We start from the raw sequence: 15691 nt of genomic DNA, 5'->3' as shown, positions 1-15691 counted from the left end.
GTCACGAGGGGTATCTACCCCCCGCCCCGGAAAGGCAGAGGGTCTATTCGGAGGATGAGCCGGAGAGTTCCGCTTCCTGCGCTGCCAGACTCGCTGCGCGACGGCGCTCGACCAACCGAACGGAGATGATCGAGAGTTCGTAGAGCAGGTACATTGGCAGGGCAAGACCAAGCTGGGAGATCGGATCAGGCGGGGTGATAAAGGCGGCAAAGATCAGAATGGCGACGATGGCATAGCGACGGCCCTTCTTGAGCATGTCGACATGAACCAGGTCAATCTGGGCCAGCAGCGTCAGCACCACGGGCAGCTGGAAGCAGATGCCGAACGCCAGAATCAACAGCATGGCGAGGCCAAGATACTCACTGACGCTGGTCAGCATCTGGATGTCATCGGTCTGCATGCCGGCAAAGAAGTGCAGCGCCATCGGCAACACCACCAGATAAACCAGCGCCGCCCCGGCAACGAAAAATACGGGCGTGGCGACGAGATAGGGAATGAAGGCCTTGCGCTCATGCTTGTACAGCCCGGGCGCCACAAACATGTAGATCTGGCTGGCGATAATCGGGAAACCAAGGAAGATCGCGCCAAACAGCGCCACGTTCAGATAGGTGAAAAACAGCTCCTGCGGCGCCGTAAAGATCAGGCTGGCGTTTGGAACGGCCCGTTTATAGGGGATCAGCAGCCAGTCGTAGATCGTGCTGGCAAAGATAAAGCAGAACGCCATCAGCACTACGATGGTGATCGCCGAATAGATCAGGCGCTTGCGCAATTCGACCAGGTGCTCGAGCAGGGGCGCTTCGCTGCCGGCGAGTTCATCTGGCGCCGCTGCGCCCTTGTCTTCAATCTGCTTGGGATCGGCCATGGTCTATTCGTCCCCGGCCTTGTCGGCTTCTGTCGCTGGCACGGCTTTGGCCGGCGGGCGCTTTTTGGGTGCTGGCTTGGGTGCAGCGGCGCGAGCCGGCTTGCTGGTCGTGGCGGCAGGCGTGCTGTCCGAATTCGCGCCAATTGCCGCTCCTTTGCCGGCAGCCGGCTTGGCTGCAGCGGGCTTGGCTGCAGCGGGCTTGCGCGTTTGGGCGCTAGCAGTTTTCTTCGCCGCCGGCTTTTTGGCCACCGGAGCCGGCGCATCGATGGGCGCGAGTTCACTGGTGACTACCGGACTGGTTGGCGCCGCCTTGGCCTTGGCGGGAGCCCTGTTGGATTCCGCTTTTTTGGCAGCCGGCTTTTTGGCAGCAGTCGTGGCCGGCTTGCCAAAGGTCGCCGAGGACGCGGATGGCGCCGGACCGGCGGGCTTGAAGCCTGCTGCCTTGGCGGTTTCGTCCGCGGTCAGGCGCGCCGCCGGCTGGCTCATGCCGGCCTTTGCCTTGATTTCGTCGACGACGCTTTCCGCCGCTGGATCGGTCGGCTTGATGACGCCCGAGGGTTTCGCCCCCGTTGGCGTCATCGCGTTGAATTCCTTGCGGATCTCATCGCTGGTCTTTTTCAGCGGGGCGGTGATCGAATTGCGCAGATTGCGCACCTCGTCCAGACCGGTGGTCTTGTTGATCTCGCGCTGGAAATCGGTGCCCAGGCGCCTGACCTGCCCCAAGACCTTGCCAAGGCGATTCATCACCACAGGCAGGTCTTTCGGCCCGATGAATATCAGCGCCAAGACGCCGATCACCAGCATTTCTGTCCAGCCCAAGCCGAGCATAGTGTTTATTCCTCAAAGCAAAGGCGCGACGGGCGAACGTTCCTAGACGTCCTTTTTCTCAGGCTGCGCAGTCTCGGTCGTGGTGGCGACGCGCTCGACTGGCTTGTCGTCGTCTTTCATACCCTTCTGGAAGGCTTTGATACCCGAGGCCACTTCGCCCATCATGCCGGAGATCTTGCCGCGGCCAAACAGCAGGATGACAACGACGGCAACAACGAGAATGCCCCAAATTCCTGGCGCGTGCATATTGGACTCCCTAGATTTTTCTCAGAACGCGTTACACGCGAAGATATAGGCCAGAAATAGGTTCAAACGCGGGGAAACACAAGAACGTGTTCCCGATTGAGGGTGACGTATACATCCTGACCAACCGCCAGGGATGTGCTGGCAGGCTGGCGGACGCCCAGCGGCGCGTCGAGGCCGGCCACTGTGACCTCGCAGATGTCTTCGCCGATAGCATCCCGCTTGCTGATGATCCGGCCGGGCGCACCAGGCCCGGTCCGGCTCAGACGGGCCCCACCGGCGGGGCGGATGGCGACAGTGACGGCCGTGCCATCGGCCAGATCGGGCGTCAATATGTCGCCAAGTGGCGTCGATACCATGCCCCTGCTTACCACGGCCTCGATCTCGCTGAGCGGCGAGAAGAATCGCGCTGCACTCAGGTCGATGGGCCGGCTGTAGATCTCTGCCCCGGTGCCGATCTGGGCGATGCATCCGTGCCGCAGCAGGGCGACACGATCGCCCAGCACCATGGCCTCTTCGGGATCGTGGGTGACGATCAGGCTGGTCACATTGGTTTCGCGCAGCACCGCCAGGGTTTCCTCGCGCACCGTTTCACGCAGGCGCGCGTCAAGGCTGGAGAATGGCTCGTCGAGCAGCAGCACGCCGGGGCGCGGCGCCACGCTGCGCGCCAGTGCCAGGCGCTGCTGCTGGCCACCCGAGAGCATGTGCGGGTAGTCGGCTTCGCGATCCCCCAATCCCACGCGGCGCAGTGCCGCGCGCGCCTGCGCCAGGGCCGCGCTACGACCGAGCTTGCGCAGGCCGAACAGCACATTGTGCAGCACCGTAAGGTGGGGAAACAGCGCAAAGTCCTGAAACATCAGGCCAATACCGCGCCGATCAGCCGGCACGGTCATGCCGGGCGCCGAGACGATTTCGCCATTGATGCGCACGACACCGGCGGAGACTGGCTGGATCCCGGCGGCAACCCGCAGGGCGGTGGACTTGCCCGAACCCGATTCGCCCAGCAGGCAGACGATCTCACCCGGCCGCAAGGTCAGGCTGAACTGGCTGAGCACCGCCCTGCCCCCAAGGCGAACGTCAACGGCATCGAATTCGAGCGTGGCGGCGAAGCTGACGCCGGTGGTACCGCGCGTCCCCCAGCCCGCTGGTTCTTCAGTCATCAGGCGCTTTCATCCTCGCCGTCTTGATCATCGGGATCGAGTGGATCCTCGTCATCGCGCAGAGCGCCATCAAAGGGAAGCGGGATCTGCATGGAGGGCGGCAGACGGTTGGATAGCAGGCCGGCGCCCTTGAGCTCTTCCAGCCCCGGCAGATCGCCGAGGCTTTCCAGCCCAAAGTGGTCGAGAAAAGCGTCGGTGGTGCCATAAGTGACCGGTCGACCCGGCGTGCGGCGCCGCCCGCGCATGCGGATCCAGCCTGCCTCCATCAGCAGATCAATGGTCCCCCCGCCCGTGGCAACGCCGCGAACCGCTTCGATGTCGGCGCGAGTGGCGGGCTGGTGATAGGCGATGATCGAGAGGGTTTCGAGCGCCGCCCGCGACAGTGGCCGGGTTTCCTCATCCTCGCGTCGCAGCAGAAAACCAAGGTCTTCGGCGGTGCGGAACGCCCATTTGTCGCCACGCTGTACCAGGTTCACCCCGCGACCGGCATAGCGCTGCTGCAGGGTGACGAGCAGGCTGGCGATATCTGCCCCTTCCCCCACATAGGTGAGCAGACTGTGCACATCGAGCGGCTCCGTCGAGGCGAAAAGCACCGCTTCAAGCACACGCAAATGGCGTTCATCAAGCTGGAGGCTGTCGGCGGCCAGTTCGTTCACGACGGATTGCTCCGGTGACGGCGGACGAAGAGCGGACCAAAGGTCTCGCTCTGGCGAATATCGATCTGTCCCTGCCGCACCAGTTCAAGGCTCGAGGCAAAGGTCGAGGCCCGAATGGTGGCGCGCTCGGTGGGCGTCGCCAGATAGTCAATCAGATAGCTATCCATCGGCACCCAGTCAAAACTATCACCGATCAGGCGCTGGAGGATGTCGCGGGCGTCCTGCAGTGACCACACCGTGCGCTGGATGGGGGTGTAGTCGGTGACGACGCCCTTTTCGCGCTGGACCGAATAGGCCCTGAGCAGCTCGTAGAGCGAGGCCTCCCACAAGCTCTTGCGGTCAATCTGGATCGGCTCCGGCATGCCCCGGGCATAAACCTGCAATCCGAGGCGCGGACGATTCATCAATTGGCTGGCGACCGCGCGCATGGCTTCGAGGCGCTTGAGCCGAAACTGCAGCATCGCCGCCAGCATTTCGCCGGAGGGTTCGTCATCGGAGGCGACCTGCGGCACCATCAGGCGGCTCTTGAGATAGGCAAGCCAGGCCGCCATCACCAGATAATCAGCGGCCACTTCAATGCGCTTCTCGCGCACCTTGTCGATGAACAGCAGATATTGCTCGGCCAGGGCGAGGATCGAGATGGCGGCCAGATCGACCTTCTGACGGCGCGCCAGATCAAGAAGCAGGTCAAGCGGGCCTTCATAGCCGCCGACATCGACAAACAGAATGTCGTCATCGGCGGGCGGGGCCGGCGTGTCAAACCAGTTGGTCTGGGCAGAATTCATCAAAGCACGCCGGGCTGCTGAAACATCGCGCCATCCTTGGCCGCTGTCCGGGTGAGCGTCAACCCTGCTGCGCCTCAGCGATGGGTGGCCAGACGACGCCCGCTCACAGGGTGAAGCAGTCGCCGCCCGCCGCCTTGACATTGGTGCAGATCATATTGGCTTCTTCGAGTGAATTGGCCGGGACACGCACGCGGTAATAGATGCCCTTGGTCCCAAGATCGACGCGCTGCACTTCCAGATTGGCACCACCAAACAGCGGACCATAGCGGGTCACCATGTTCTGGGCAGATTGGCGCGCATCGGCCTCGCTGCGCTGGGACGCCAGTTGCACATAGGCGGGCGCGCTATCGGCCAGAGCCGGCACTTCAGTGGCGCCCGGAATGGTCGGCGATGGCGTCGCCGCAACAACGGGAGCAACCGAGGCATCGGTGGCAACAGCACCCTCGGCGGGGGCTGGCGAGCCGCTGGGCAGCCGGAGACCGGCGGGGCGCAGCAGCGGCACCACCGCCGACTTGCCGGCGATCAGATTGCCCGCCTGATCAACGGCAGGGACCGTCGAGCCCGGCTCCACCGGAGAGACCGTTGGCTCTGCGACAGTTGCAGCCGGCGTTGGTTCAACGGCAGCAATATCGGCAAGCAGCTCGGGCGCGCTGGTTGCAGCACCCGGCACTGCCGGCACATTGGGGCGGTCCACTGGCAGAATGGCGCTGCCCGCGACGCCGTCGTCGCCACTGACAATGGTGCCGTCTGGACGGACCTTGACGGTGCGAACCTTGCGATTGGCCAGGCCTTCGTCGCTCAAATCAACCGCTGCAGTGGCCTCCTGGGTCACTTCATTGACATCGCTCTGATCGCGCGAAACCAGTTGTTCATCGGCGCCCGGGGTCACGCCATTGATCTCATTAAAGACAATCGACTGCGGCGCGCTGCTTTCGTCCGCAGCAACCGGTGCAACTTCCTTGACCGGTTCGGTGTCGGCAGTCAGCAGTGGCGCTGGACCAGCATCACGGCTGCCCAAGCCAAGCACCCAATACAGGCCGAAACCGGCGGCCAGTAGCAGCGTGATGGCCACCAGTGGACCGGCCAGCGCGCGCGACACACCGAGGCCGCGACGCTGGCGCGGCGCAGCCGGGTACAAGTCGGCTTCGGTTTGATCTGCGGGCTCGTTGACCCACCCCAGATTTGCGCCCGTGGCATGGGCCGCGGCAAAAATTGTCTGATCGGCTGCCGACATCCCGTCACTGGCCTCACCGGCCGGCAGTGTGGGCGTTGCCAGGCTCCGCAGGGCCGGGCTCGCCGGCTTCGGTGTCGTTGCCTCTGGCGATGCTGGTGCTGGTGGCGCCGCGTCGGCCGGCAGATCGAATTCGACGCGCATGGCGCGACCAATCAGGCTTTCGATCTCGTCGATCGGGTCGGTCCCGGGAGAATCATCGGCACTGTCGGTCGGCACCACAACGCTGGGTGCCGCTGGCTGGTGCAAGCCAAGCGTGGGTTCGGCTGGTGCAGCGGGGGTCCCCGACGCGGGCCGGGCGGGCGTCGAGCCAAGACCAAACACTGGCGGCACCCTGAAGCGGTCCTGGTCGACCCGTGACGAAGCCGGGCTCTCCCCATACGGGGCGCCGTTGTGGGCCGCGACCGCTGTGGCCATCACAGCCGGGCCCGCGCTTGCCGGCTGAGCCGGCGCGGGCGGCGTCTGGGGCACGTTCCGGGGCGTTGATTCCGGCGACACGGCGGCTGGTTCCGCCGACAGCTCGGCAGAAATCAGATCGGCAATAGCGTCATGTTCGTCGCCCTGTGGGGCTGACACGGGCGGCGCCGGCGGCGCGGCGGCAGCGGCCGGAGCGTCCTCAGCTGCGACAGCCGAAGCGGCACCGCGAATGCCGAAATCAAACTGGAATGGCGCACTTTCCGGCGCTGGCTCTGCCGGGGCCACAATTGGCTCTGCGGGCGCCCTGGCGGCGGTGTCGGCAATATCCTCACCAGTCTTGGGATTGGAAGCATCGCCCGTCGAAGCCGACAGCGAGCGCAGGAACGCCGTTGGCGCACTGCCGGGTGCATTCGGCACCGCGTCACCTGGAATGCGGACAGGAACAAACTGCGCCGGTGCCGGTTTGGACGGGTTTGCCTCACGGTCACCTTGGGCGTCCTGCGCCATCAGTTTGGCAAGTTCAGCAATCAGGTCGTCTGCGGCTTCGGATTTTCCGGCCATTCGTTACGATTTCGCCAGCATAAAGCAGCGCCCTCTAAATTCCTGAAACGGCGCCCATCTTGGGCAATTTTGCGCGATTCATCACAGTATTACGCCCGAATTATGAAAGCTCCGTCGGAGCGGACACACCCAGAATGCCAAGGCCGTTCACAATAACCTGACGGACAGCATCGACCAAGGCGAGTCGGGCAAATGTCAGCTTTGGGTCGTCATGGTTAACAAAACGTAACTGCACATCATCCTTACCCTTGGCCCAGAAGCTATGGAAGGCTGCTGCCAGTTCATGCACATAGAATGCAATACGGTGCGGCTCATGCGCAATAGCGGCCGCCGTAACCGTGCGCGGCCAGGCCGCAAGCACCCGCACCAGCTCAAGTTCTGCAGGCGTAACAATGCGTTCGATCTCGGCACCGGCCAATGCCGCAGCAGAAAAGTCGAGCTCTGGCAGCTCGCGCGCCGCAGTCTTGAAGATCGAATAAGCGCGGGCATGCGCATACTGCACATAAAACACTGGATTGTCCTTGGTCTGCTCTTTGACCAGGGCGAAATCAAAATCCATCGACGCGTCATTGCGCCGATACATCAGCATGAAGCGAGTCGCATCAGCGCCAACTTCCTCGACCACGTCCGCCAGGGTAACCAGATCGCCGGAGCGCTTGGACATCTTGAACGGCTCGCCATTCTTGAGCAGGCGCACCAGTTGGCAGATCCGCACATCCATATCGGCAGCGTTGAGCGAGACCGCCTTGGTGGCAGCCTGCAGGCGCTTGACGTAGCCGGAATGGTCGGCGCCCAGCACATTGATCATGTGGTTGAAGCCGCGCAGAAACTTGTTGCGGTGATAGGCAATGTCGGCGGCAAAATAGGTATAGGAGCCGTCGGACTTGATCAGGGCCCGGTCAGTATCATCGCCGAAGTCGGTGGCGCGGAACAGCGTCTGCTCGCGGTCTTCCCATTCTTCGGGGGTCTTGCCCTTGGGGGCTTCGAGGCGGCCCTCATAGATCATGCCCTTGTCGCGCAGCCAGGCCAGTGTCAGTTCGATATCGCCGCCCGGACCGTGCAATTGCCGCTCGGAAAAGAAGACGTCGTGGTGGATGCCCAGCAGGGCCAGGTCGCTCTTGATCAGCTCAAGCATGGCCACCAGCACCCGCTCCCGGACGATGGCCAGGGCTTCGGCCTCGGGCTTGCCCAAGAGACTGTCGCCAAATTCGGCCTTGAGTGCCTCGCCAACCGGCACCAGATAGTCGCCTGGATAGAAGCCGGAGGGGATTTCGATGCTTTCGCCCAGCGCTTCGCGGTAGCGCAGCATGGTGGAGCGGGCCAGGGTGTCGATCTGGCTGCCGGCGTCATTAATGTAATACTCGCGCGTCACCTCATAGCCCGAATAGGCCATCAGCGATGCGAGCGTGTCGCCAAACACCGCGCCGCGGGTATGGCCGACATGCATGGGGCCGGTCGGATTGGCCGACACATATTCGATATTGACCGCCGCCCCGCCACCTAGCGTGGACCGGCCATAATCGGCGCCCTGCTCGGCAATGGCGCGCAGCACCTGATGCCAGATCGGCGCCTCAAGGCGGAAATTGATGAAGCCGGGCCCGGCCACTTCCACGCTGGCGACGTCGCTGTCATGCTTGAAGTGTTCCACCAGCGCATTGGCGATGTCGCGCGGGTTTTTGCCCAGCGGCTTGGCCACGACCATGGCGGCATTGGTGGAGAGGTCGCCATGGGCGGCATCGCGCGGCGGCTCGACCACGATGCGGGCCAGTAGATCGGCACCGACTTCGGGGTAGAGAACATGCATCGCATTGGCGACACGCGCGGAAAACAGAGCGAAAACGTCCATGATAGACCTGACTATTGAAGTGCGCCGGGGTTAACGGAAATCCGGGCGAGCGTCAAACAGCCGGGCGTGCTCGTCCAGGGCATAGGGATCAGTCATGCCGGCAATGAAATCGGCCACGATGCGCGCCAGCTCGGAATCGCTGGATGCCGCCTGTGCCGCCACACCCCAGCGGCCCGGCAGATCCCGGCTATCCATGTAGCGCGCGAACAGCTCGCTCACCAGTTGCTCGCTCTGTCGCACCGATACCATCACCGATTCATGGCGATAGACCCGGGCAAACAGAAACGCCTTGAGCCCAGCCACCGCCTCGGCAATGCGCGGCGAGAAGGCCACCAGGGTTTTGCCCGCCATTCGCACATCCTCGGCCGAGTGGACACCGGCCACCGCGATATTGGCAGCAGTGGTGGCGATGACATCTTCAATGCTGCGGGTGATCAGGCGGCGCTGCACCTCATGGGCCTGCCGTTTCGGGGCGACATGGGGATAGAGCGCGAGCACCTCGTGCACGATGGGGCCAGCCAATGGAACTTCCAGCAGATCGGGCAAGGTCAGCAGGCCGGCGCGCAAGGCGTCGTCAATGTCGTGCGCATTATAGGCAATATCGTCAGCAATGGCGGCAGTCTGGGCTTCCAGCGAGGCAAAGCTCGAGAGGCGCAGATCGGCAACGGCGGGAATGTCGTCGAGACCGCTCGGCAGCCCTTCCTCGGCATATTTGCCATAGGGGGTGCCATCAGGATTGGTCAGCGGGCCATTATGCTTGAGAATGCCTTCCAGGGTTTCCCAGGTCAGATTGAGCCCGTCATGTTCGGCATAGCGGTTTTCCAGCCGGGTGACGACGCGCATGGCCTGGATATTGTGGTCAAAGCCGCCATAGGGGGCCATGGCCGCATGCAGCGCACGCTCGCCGGCATGCCCGAACGGGGTGTGCCCCAGATCATGCGACAGGGCGATGGCTTCGGCGAGGTCTTCATTGAGATGCAGCGCCCGGGCCATGGAGCGGGCCATCTGGCTGACTTCGAGCGTATGGGTCAGCCGATTGCGGAAGTGATTGCCGTCATGCTCGAAGAACACCTGGGTCTTGTGCTGCAGCCGGCGAAATGCCGTGGAATGGATGATGCGGTCCCGGTCGCGCTGGAACTCGCTGCGGGTAGGGCTGGGACCGGTGCCGTCAATGCGGCCGAGCGAATGGTCGGGTTTGGAGGCGTAGGCAGCGGTATCGCTCATCGTTGATGACAAGGCCCTTTTCATTCCGGTCCAGAGTTACTATTTTAGCCTGACCGTTATGACATTACCAAACGGCACGGGAATCCCTATGACCGATATCGCCCTCGCCCCCACCCAAGTCGTGCTGACCGACCGCGCCGCGAAACGTGTGTCGCGGATTCTGGCCAAGGAGGCCGAGGGGACGGTATTGCGCATTTCGGTGGCTGGTGGCGGCTGCTCCGGTTTTCAGTACGAATACAATCTCGTACAGGAAAAGCCCGGCAGCGACGACACCGTTCTGCAAAAGGGCGACGCCGTTGTGTTGATCGATTCGATGAGTCTCGAATTCATGGGCGGATCGGAGATCGACTTCGTCGACGATCTGATCGGCCAGGCCTTCGAAATCCGCAATCCCAACGCAGTGGCCTCTTGCGGCTGCGGCACAAGCTTCGCGGTCTGAAAACTTCCATACCAGGCAGGCAGCGGCTATTGGCCGCTCTATGCTCCGGGCAAAAACCGGAGCCACGCCATGGATTTGCAGACCAGACTCGACGAAATCACCAGCACGGCCATTGCCAAGGGAACGCTTGTTGGCGGCGCCGTCCTGGTGGCGCAGGCTGGCCAGACACTCTATCGGCACAGCTTCGGGCTGGCTGATCGGGAAAAGGCAGAAGAGGCTGGGTTCGACACGATTTACCGGCTGGCCTCGCTGACCAAGCCCATGGTTTCGCTGACCGCCCTGGCGCTGTGCGACGCGGGCAAGCTGTCGCTTGAGGATGCGGTGGCCGATCACCTGCCCTACTTCACCCCGCGCTATCAGGGGAGGACCCCGACCATCCTCATTCGCCACCTGCTGACCCACACGGCCGGGCTGAGCTATAATTATCCGCCCGAAACCGGCGTGGCGACTGGCCTGGCCGATGACAGCCTTGACTACAAAACCAATTTCACGCGGCTGGCGGCGCAGGACCTGCGCTATGCGCCGGGCACGCACTGGGAATACTCGGTGGCCATCGACGTGCTGGGCGCCGTGGTCGCCAAAGTGACCGGCGGGACGCTGGAAGAGGCCGTGGCGCACTATGTGACGCGCCCGCTGGGCATGATGGACACCGCCTTTTTCGTGCAGGACAAGGCCCGGCTTGCCACCAACTACGCCAATACGCCGACCGGGCCGGTGCCCATGGGCGACCACTACCGGCATCGCAATGCAGATGGTACCGAAGTGCTGTTTTCGCCCTGTCGGGCCTTCAACCCCAAGGCTTTCCAGGCGGGCGGGGCCGGCATGGTGGGCACGCCCAACGACATGTTCAGATTCTTCGATCATATCCGAGCCGGCGCCCCGGACCTGCTCCAACCCGAGACCTTCGCGCTAGCCGCCAGCCCCCAGACCGGAGAGGTATTTCGGGTGGCCGGCTGCAAGTTCAGCTATTTTTCCGACATCATCGTTGATCCCGTCGCGGCCGGGACGCCCGAAAGCGTCGGCACGCTGGGCTGGGGCGGAATCTATGGCCATTCCTGGTTTGTCGACCCGGCGCGGGAGCTGACCGTACTGATGATGAGCAATACCGCGCCGGCAGGTGTCGATGGCGCCTATGTCGACGCGGTGCGTAACGCGGTTTATGCCGCGCTCTAGTGTTGCCCCCTGCCCGCTGGAGAAGTAGCGTTCGGCAACGGAGACTTCTCATGCGCATCGCCACCTGGAACATCAACGGCATCAAAGCCCGGCTCGAAATCCTGCTGACCTGGCTGAGCCAGGAAAAGCCCGACATCGTGGTGCTGCAGGAGATCAAATCGGTCGATGAGGGCTTTCCCCGGGCCGAGATCGAGGCGCTGGGCTACAATGTGGAAACCCATGGCCAGAAGAGCTGGAATGGCGTGGCCATCCTGTCGCTGCTGCCCTTTGACGAGGTGAGCCGCGGACTGCCGGGCGATGACAGCGACGAGCAGGCGCGGCTGATCGAGGGGGTATTTTCAGTCGTATCCGGCGTGGTGCGGGTGTGCGGCATCTACCTGCCCAACGGCAATCCGGTCGATAGCGAGAAATTCCCCTACAAGCTGGCCTGGATGCGGCGGCTCGAAGCTTATGTCGCCGAACGGCTGTTGCTGGAAGAGCCGTTTGTGCTGCTGGGCGATTTCAATCTGATTCCGGCGCCGATCGATGCGCATGATCCCCAGGCCTGGTGGGGCGATGCGCTGTACCGGCCCGAGAGCCTTGAGCGGTTCCGCACCCTGACCAATATGGGTCTGACCGATGCGCTGCGGGCCACCACGAGTGAGCAGGTCTATACGTTCTGGGATTTTCAGGCCGGCGCATGGCGGCGCAATGCGGGCATTCGCATCGACCATCTGCTGCTCTCGCCACAGGCGGCCGACCGGCTTGACGACGTGCGCATCCACAAGGATGTCCGGGGCTGGGACAGGCCGAGCGACCACGTGCCGGTTGAGGGTCAGTTCAGCTTCTAGAAGCGCTGGTTCCAGGTGCGCTGGTTCCAGGTGCGCTGGCAGGCGGCAAGCGCCATGCCATCAGAAGCCGGCGAATTGCGGCGCAATGGAGAGCGCCAGTGCGGCGGCCTCGCTCTGCACATCGGGGGCCGCCAGCGACAGCGCGTGATTGCGTTTTTCATCGATCCAGCCAGCGTCAGCCGTGCCCAGGCAACGCTCCTGGGCGAGCGTCAGCCACATCAAGCCTTCCACTGGCTGGGCCGCGATCCCTTCAACCCCGTTGAACAGCAATTCGCCGAGCTGGGCCTGGGCCGGACAATGGCCCTTGCGGGCCGCCAGCGAAAACCAACGGGCGCTCTGCAACGGGTTTACACCCAGTTCGTCTTCCCGCAGATACAGCAGGCCAACGCGATATTGTGCATCGGCATCACCGAAATAGGTGGCGGCGTGCAGCAGCAGGGCGTGTGAGCGATTGGCATCGGCAGGAATCCCGGCGTCCGGCAGTCCCTGCTTGTAATAGTCGCCAACCTTGACGAAGGAGCGCGCCACGATATCGGCCTCAACGCCCTTGGGCGCGGCGTCGGCGTGCTGATTGGCAATCTGGGCAAAATAACCAAAGGCCTTGGCCGGGTCGCGGGCCACGCCCTCGCCGTTCTCATACATGGTGCCAAGCTGCCACATGGCCATGGGCTGACCGGCCTCAGCGGCGTTCTGCAGCGCGGCCAGCAGTTCACCACTGGATATGCCGCCGCCTGCCCCGTCGAGCATGTTGGCCATATTCAGCGCCGCATCGGCCGCGGTCTGCGCGTGCACGGGCAAGATCGAGACCGACAAGGTCAGCAAACTCGCCATCGCCACGGAGATCAGGGAATTGTCCCTAATGGTCCGCATTATACTCCTTTTGCCCGCAGTGACGCGGACGGTGTGCTTTTGCCGGGCCAATAGGGCTGACCCCGATTGAGCCAAGCCAATGGCCCTGTTGTTTGCCGGCGCTGCCGACGGCTTTTGCGGTGTGACGCCACACGTCAAAAGCGCTGTTAAGAGATTATTAAACCCGGTTTGTGACCGCATTGAAGCCAAGTCTTTCACGAGGACGGGAATTCCGTGCTCGCGGTGTCGCATTGTGGTGCGCTTCTGCGCAGCTATCGCGTCGGTCACGTTAAAGCCTAACCTCCCTAACTTGGCCAACCTCCTGACAAGTATGCACATTCGCGCAAAATCAGCAGTTTGGCCAACCGGTTCAGACAACGGTGTGTGAAACTCAAGACGTCGCGAGCCGATGCTCAACCTGCCTCTTGCCATTCGCCCCGGATGTCTTAGCCAGATTTGTTTAGGGTGAGATTGTGGCGATAAACATCGCCAAATCCTTGCAAGTCGGGCTGGCCATTTCGATTCAAATGCGTTGTTGCGGAATCGTCACATAAGGGCGCCATCAACAATTGTGGCAGGACCAGCACAGGCGGTCGGCAAAGCGCCGCAGCCCAGTTGCCGACAAGTAAAGGCCTGCGCATACTCAAGCGCGCAACAATTGAGCCTTGGGAGTACCCGATGAAAACCATGTCCGAACTGGCAGCAGTCAATCATCAACAGGACATGACGGGTCATGCACTTTCAATTTCCGTGGACGGAGGCGCCAGCCGATGCGCGCCATAGCCATTTTCTAAGCAAACTCTTTCCCACCAAACGCGAGCATTCTTCGGCAACCACGCTACGCCGCGCGCGGGCGCTCAAGTTCGTCTCCTACTACCGGCCGCATATGCCCTTGCTGCTGGCCGATCTGGGTTGTGCAGTCCTGGTAGCGGCCTCGGCGGTCGCCCTGCCCCTGTGCGCCAGCTATATCACCGGACATCTGGCGGAGCTTTCCGGGGCCGAAAACGGGCTGCAGCACATTCTCGCCATTGGCGGACTCATGCTGGGGGTATTCGCGGTGCAGGCCGTGGCGACATTCTTTGTCGACTATCAAGGTCACATGATGGGCTCGCACATCGAGGCCGACCTCCGGCGCGAACTGTTCGCCCATTGTCACAAACTGCCATTTGCCTTTCACGACCGGAACAAGGTCGGGCAGTTGATGAGCCGGATCACCAACGACACCTTTGCACTCGGAGAGCTGTTCCACCACGGGCCGGAAGACCTGGCGATTGGCCTGCTCAAAATTACGGGCGCATTGGCGGTGTTGTTCCTGATTGACCCGGTCGTGGCCGGCATGATCGCAGCAATGATTCCGCTCGCGGTGATCTATGCGCTCTATTTCAACCGTCAGATTGGTCTGGCCTGGCTACGCAACAAGGCCCGTATCGGCGCGATCAATGAACGGGTGGAGGATAGCCTCGCGGGCATCAGGGTGGTGCAGTCGTTCGGCAACGAACTGCTTGAATTGCAGCAGTTTGACGATGAAAACCAGCGGTTCGTTGAAAGCCGGCGCGAAGGATATCGCAACGAAGCCTGGTTCTCGGTGGGCATGGAAGGCTTTGCCCAGATCGTCACCATCTGCGTGATCGTAGCGGGCGCACTGCGCATCCTCACCGCCGGTCTGTCGACGGCCGAACTGCTGACCTTCCTGCTCTGCGTGGGGGTGCTGGTTGACCCGGTCAAGCGCCTCGCCAATGTGGTTCGCGTCTGGCAGGAGGGCTATACCGGCTTTGTGCGCGCCATGGAAATCCTCGAGCTGGTCCCCGAAATCACCGACCGACCCGGCGCGCAGGCGTTGCGGCCGGTTGCCGGAACGATCACCCTGCAGGATGTCAGTTTTGGCTACCAGGGCGATGGCCAACGCGTGTTCAGCGGATTGACGCTGGAGATCCAGGCCGGCGAGTTTGTCGCCCTGGTTGGCCCGTCCGGGGTGGGCAAGAGCACGCTGTGCGCGCTGATCCCGCGCTTCTACGAGGTGACGGGCGGACAGATCAGCATTGACGGCCAGGACACCCGGGAAGTCAGCCTGGCCTCACTGCGGCGCAGCGTGGGCGTGGTGGCGCAGGACGTCTATCTGTTCAGCGGCAGTGTGGCGGAAAACCTGCGCTATGGGCGGCCCGATGCCGATCATGCCGCCATCATCGCCGCCGCCAAGGCCGCCAATGCGCATGAGTTTATCAGCGCCCTGCCCCAAGGCTACGATACCGATATCGGGCAACGCGGGGTCAAGCTTTCGGGTGGGCAGAAGCAAAGGCTGACCATCGCCCGGGCATTTCTCAAAGATCCCGCCATCCTGATCTTTGACGAGGCAACCAGCGCGCTCGACAATGACAGCGAAAGTGCCGTGCAACAGGCGCTGCTGACCCTGGCACGAGGCCGCACCACCATCGTCATCGCGCATCGTCTGTCCACCGTGCGCCATGCTGACCGCATCATCGTGCTGACGGCGGATGGTATCGGCGAGCAGGGCACGCACGAAGCGCTGATGGCAGCGGGTGGGCTATATGCCAGGCTGCATCGGGTGTCGGGACGGATTTAGTCCCAC

The 15691-nt window shown here is 62.7% G+C and carries 14 protein-coding genes; 4 read left to right on the top strand and 10 right to left on the bottom strand.

The features are described 5' to 3' along the window. Positions 1 to 43: 43 nt before the first annotated feature. From tatC to ABFY71_RS11995, 9 genes are all read right to left on the bottom strand, one after another. On the bottom strand, positions 44 to 862 hold the full coding sequence (gene tatC / locus ABFY71_RS12035; RefSeq protein WP_305576548.1) for a twin-arginine translocase subunit TatC: 819 nt from the start codon (positions 860 to 862) through the stop codon (positions 44 to 46). Positions 863 to 865: 3 nt separating this feature from the next. Next, on the bottom strand, positions 866 to 1690 hold the full coding sequence (tatB, locus tag ABFY71_RS12030) for a Sec-independent protein translocase protein TatB (protein WP_347946230.1): 825 nt from the start codon (positions 1688 to 1690) through the stop codon (positions 866 to 868). A 42-nt stretch (positions 1691 to 1732) separates the two neighbouring features. Then, a complete protein-coding gene (tatA, locus tag ABFY71_RS12025; protein WP_347946228.1) occupies positions 1733 to 1936 on the bottom strand; it encodes a twin-arginine translocase TatA/TatE family subunit in 204 nt (67 codons plus the stop codon). A 62-nt stretch (positions 1937 to 1998) separates the two neighbouring features. Further along, the gene (locus tag ABFY71_RS12020) at positions 1999 to 3093 is read right to left on the bottom strand and encodes an ABC transporter ATP-binding protein (protein WP_347946226.1); all 1095 of its coding nucleotides are present in this window, start codon (positions 3091 to 3093) and stop codon (positions 1999 to 2001) included. Next, a complete protein-coding gene (scpB, locus tag ABFY71_RS12015) occupies positions 3093 to 3749 on the bottom strand; it encodes an SMC-Scp complex subunit ScpB (protein ID WP_305576557.1) in 657 nt (218 codons plus the stop codon). The genes ABFY71_RS12020 and scpB overlap by 1 nt, the downstream gene beginning before the upstream one ends. Continuing rightward, positions 3746 to 4534, bottom strand: coding sequence for a segregation and condensation protein A (locus ABFY71_RS12010; protein ID WP_347946225.1), 789 nt, complete (start codon positions 4532 to 4534; stop codon positions 3746 to 3748). The genes scpB and ABFY71_RS12010 overlap by 4 nt, the downstream gene beginning before the upstream one ends. Before the next feature lie 103 nt (positions 4535 to 4637). Next, a complete protein-coding gene (locus ABFY71_RS12005; RefSeq protein ID WP_347946224.1) occupies positions 4638 to 6743 on the bottom strand; it encodes an SPOR domain-containing protein in 2106 nt (701 codons plus the stop codon). A 100-nt stretch (positions 6744 to 6843) separates the two neighbouring features. After that, a complete protein-coding gene (argS, locus tag ABFY71_RS12000) occupies positions 6844 to 8589 on the bottom strand; it encodes an arginine--tRNA ligase (RefSeq protein WP_347946223.1) in 1746 nt (581 codons plus the stop codon). Positions 8590 to 8619: 30 nt separating this feature from the next. Then, positions 8620 to 9813, bottom strand: a complete 1194-nt coding sequence (locus ABFY71_RS11995; RefSeq protein ID WP_431021531.1) for a deoxyguanosinetriphosphate triphosphohydrolase — start codon at positions 9811 to 9813, stop codon at positions 8620 to 8622. An 88-nt stretch (positions 9814 to 9901) separates the two neighbouring features. Here ABFY71_RS11995 and ABFY71_RS11990 point away from each other — a divergent pair, with 88 nt between their 5' ends. From ABFY71_RS11990 to xth, 3 genes are all read left to right on the top strand, one after another. After that, positions 9902 to 10252: a HesB/IscA family protein gene (locus ABFY71_RS11990; RefSeq protein ID WP_347946221.1), complete on the top strand. Its 351-nt coding sequence runs from the start codon at positions 9902 to 9904 to the stop codon at positions 10250 to 10252. Positions 10253 to 10321: 69 nt separating this feature from the next. Then, positions 10322 to 11425 carry a serine hydrolase domain-containing protein gene (locus tag ABFY71_RS11985; RefSeq protein WP_347946220.1) on the top strand — a complete coding sequence of 368 codons (1104 nt, stop codon included), beginning with the start codon at positions 10322 to 10324 and terminating at the stop codon, positions 11423 to 11425. A 50-nt stretch (positions 11426 to 11475) separates the two neighbouring features. After that, complete coding sequence (gene xth, locus ABFY71_RS11980) at positions 11476 to 12255, top strand: exodeoxyribonuclease III (RefSeq protein WP_347946219.1); 780 nt, start codon at positions 11476 to 11478, stop codon at positions 12253 to 12255. Between the two features lie 60 nt (positions 12256 to 12315). On the opposite strand, the gene ABFY71_RS11975 is transcribed toward xth, so the two are convergent. Continuing rightward, on the bottom strand, positions 12316 to 13125 hold the full coding sequence (locus ABFY71_RS11975) for a tetratricopeptide repeat protein (RefSeq protein WP_347946218.1): 810 nt from the start codon (positions 13123 to 13125) through the stop codon (positions 12316 to 12318). A 712-nt stretch (positions 13126 to 13837) separates the two neighbouring features. Between ABFY71_RS11975 and ABFY71_RS11970 the strand changes: the two genes are divergently transcribed. Beyond that, positions 13838 to 15685 (top strand): ABC transporter ATP-binding protein, encoded by a 1848-nt coding sequence (locus tag ABFY71_RS11970; protein ID WP_347946217.1) that lies wholly within the window; start codon positions 13838 to 13840, stop codon positions 15683 to 15685. Positions 15686 to 15691: the final 6 nt, after the last annotated feature.

It is taken from the genome of Devosia alba (assembly GCF_039938915.1).
In the GTDB taxonomy this organism is placed as follows: Bacteria; Pseudomonadota; Alphaproteobacteria; order Rhizobiales; family Devosiaceae; genus Devosia; species Devosia alba.
This window is presented reverse-complemented; position numbering and strand designations above follow the sequence as displayed.

Excerpts from the sequence above, each read along its gene's own strand:
- tatB (WP_347946230.1), bottom strand. The coding sequence starts at position 1,690 with ATGCTCGGCTTGGGCTGGACAGAAATGCTGGTGATCGGCGTCTTGGCG.
- ABFY71_RS11985 (WP_347946220.1), top strand. The coding sequence starts at position 10,322 with ATGGATTTGCAGACCAGACTCGACGAAATCACCAGCACGGCCATTGCC.
- tatC (WP_305576548.1), bottom strand. The coding sequence starts at position 862 with ATGGCCGATCCCAAGCAGATTGAAGACAAGGGCGCAGCGGCGCCAGAT.
- ABFY71_RS11990 (WP_347946221.1), top strand. The coding sequence starts at position 9,902 with ATGACCGATATCGCCCTCGCCCCCACCCAAGTCGTGCTGACCGACCGC.
- ABFY71_RS12005 (WP_347946224.1), bottom strand. The coding sequence starts at position 6,743 with ATGGCCGGAAAATCCGAAGCCGCAGACGACCTGATTGCTGAACTTGCC.
- ABFY71_RS11970 (WP_347946217.1), top strand. The coding sequence starts at position 13,838 with ATGCACTTTCAATTTCCGTGGACGGAGGCGCCAGCCGATGCGCGCCAT.
- argS (WP_347946223.1), bottom strand. The coding sequence starts at position 8,589 with ATGGACGTTTTCGCTCTGTTTTCCGCGCGTGTCGCCAATGCGATGCAT.
- ABFY71_RS11975 (WP_347946218.1), bottom strand. The coding sequence starts at position 13,125 with ATGCGGACCATTAGGGACAATTCCCTGATCTCCGTGGCGATGGCGAGT.
- tatA (WP_347946228.1), bottom strand. The coding sequence starts at position 1,936 with ATGCACGCGCCAGGAATTTGGGGCATTCTCGTTGTTGCCGTCGTTGTC.
- ABFY71_RS12010 (WP_347946225.1), bottom strand. The coding sequence starts at position 4,534 with ATGAATTCTGCCCAGACCAACTGGTTTGACACGCCGGCCCCGCCCGCC.
- ABFY71_RS12020 (WP_347946226.1), bottom strand. The coding sequence starts at position 3,093 with ATGACTGAAGAACCAGCGGGCTGGGGGACGCGCGGTACCACCGGCGTC.
- ABFY71_RS11995 (WP_431021531.1), bottom strand. The coding sequence starts at position 9,813 with ATGAGCGATACCGCTGCCTACGCCTCCAAACCCGACCATTCGCTCGGC.
- xth (WP_347946219.1), top strand. The coding sequence starts at position 11,476 with ATGCGCATCGCCACCTGGAACATCAACGGCATCAAAGCCCGGCTCGAA.